Below are 1330 nucleotides of genomic sequence, written 5' to 3' on the forward strand. Positions count from 1 at the left end.
AAAGTGTGTCGAAGCCTTCTATCATAATAATCGGATTGCTTCGCATATCCGCGTTGCCTATGCCAAAGATCCCATTTATCTGCCGGAGCACATGCCGGAAAACCACCGCAAATATCTGAGTTATAATACCGAATCCTTTCTGGAATGGGGTGAAAGTATCGGTGCCTCAACAGTGAGTGCCATAAAAACATTTCTCTCGGCCCATAAAGTTGAACAGCAGGGATATAAAACCTGTGCTTCACTGATGAAACTGGCCGACCGTTATTCAACCGAGCGTCTCGAAGCCGCCTGTAACCGGGCTTTGTCCTATACCCCGAATCCAAGTCTGAAAAATATCTCGACCATTTTAAAGAATGGCCAGGATAAGGCGCAAGCCAAGCCGGCAGTTGCTAAAACAAGCGGACAGTATGGCATTACCCGCGGCGCTTCTTATTTCAAAGGAGGCAGCGATAATGATTAAACAGTCAACCATCGATAAACTTCATGACATCCGTCTCGCCTCCATGGCGGATGCCTTTGAATCACAGTGCAGTAATCATGCCTTTGATGCACTTTCCTTTGAGGATCGTTTTTCAATGCTGGTTGATAAGGAATGGGAGCAAAGACGAAGTACGAAACTGACCAAACTGATCCGTTTTGCCGAATTTCGTCATCCGAATGCCTGCATGGAGGCGATTGAATACCATGCCGACCGAAAACTGGATAAATCACAACTACTGGAACTGTCTACCTGCGGTTATGTTTTCGACAGCCACCATATCATTCTCAAAGGTGCTTCCGGAAATGGCAAAACTTATCTCGCCTGTGCCCTTGGTATTGCGGCCTGCCGTAACTTTATAAAAGTCAAATACGTCAGGCTGCCCGACCTACTCGACGAACTTGCGATCGCTCACGGTGAAGGTACCTATCAGAAGGTCATCAAAGGTTATCAGAAAATCGATCTCCTGATCCTGGATGAATTTCTGCTGTGCCCTCTGGGCAGCGACCAGGCCAGAGAACTGCTGGAGATCATTGAAGCCCGAACCGTCAAAGGCTCAGTTATCTTCTGCACCCAGTTTGAACCACAGGGCTGGTATGAACGGATCGGCACCGAATCAGATGCGACGGTATCCGAAGCCATCATTGACCGCATCATTCATAATGCCCATGAAATCATGATCGATGGCAGGATCTCCATGCGTGAACGTCATGGTTTGAATGCACCTGGTCAGGATTAACCTGATATTAACTTATTAATTGATTGCACTCGGTCCGGAAACAGCGCACTCGTTTTCCGGATAGGGTGATCTCAATCATCGGAAAGCATGCACAATTACATTGGAATACTCAC

The 1330-nt window shown here is 47.2% G+C and carries 1 protein-coding gene and 1 pseudogene; both read left to right on the forward strand.

Going from position 1 to position 1330, the window contains the following annotated elements:
* A pseudogene (locus BLW33_RS14200) lies at positions 1-460 on the forward strand (IS21 family transposase); the annotation flags it as partial.
* On the forward strand, positions 453-1217 hold the full coding sequence (gene istB, locus BLW33_RS13895; protein WP_090310074.1) for an IS21-like element helper ATPase IstB: 765 nt from the start codon (positions 453-455) through the stop codon (positions 1215-1217). The pseudogene BLW33_RS14200 and the gene istB, both read left to right, overlap by 8 nt.
* Positions 1218-1330: the final 113 nt, after the last annotated feature.

This window comes from Eubacterium aggregans (assembly GCF_900107815.1).
Classification (GTDB): domain Bacteria; phylum Bacillota; class Clostridia; order Eubacteriales; family Eubacteriaceae; genus Eubacterium_O; species Eubacterium_O aggregans.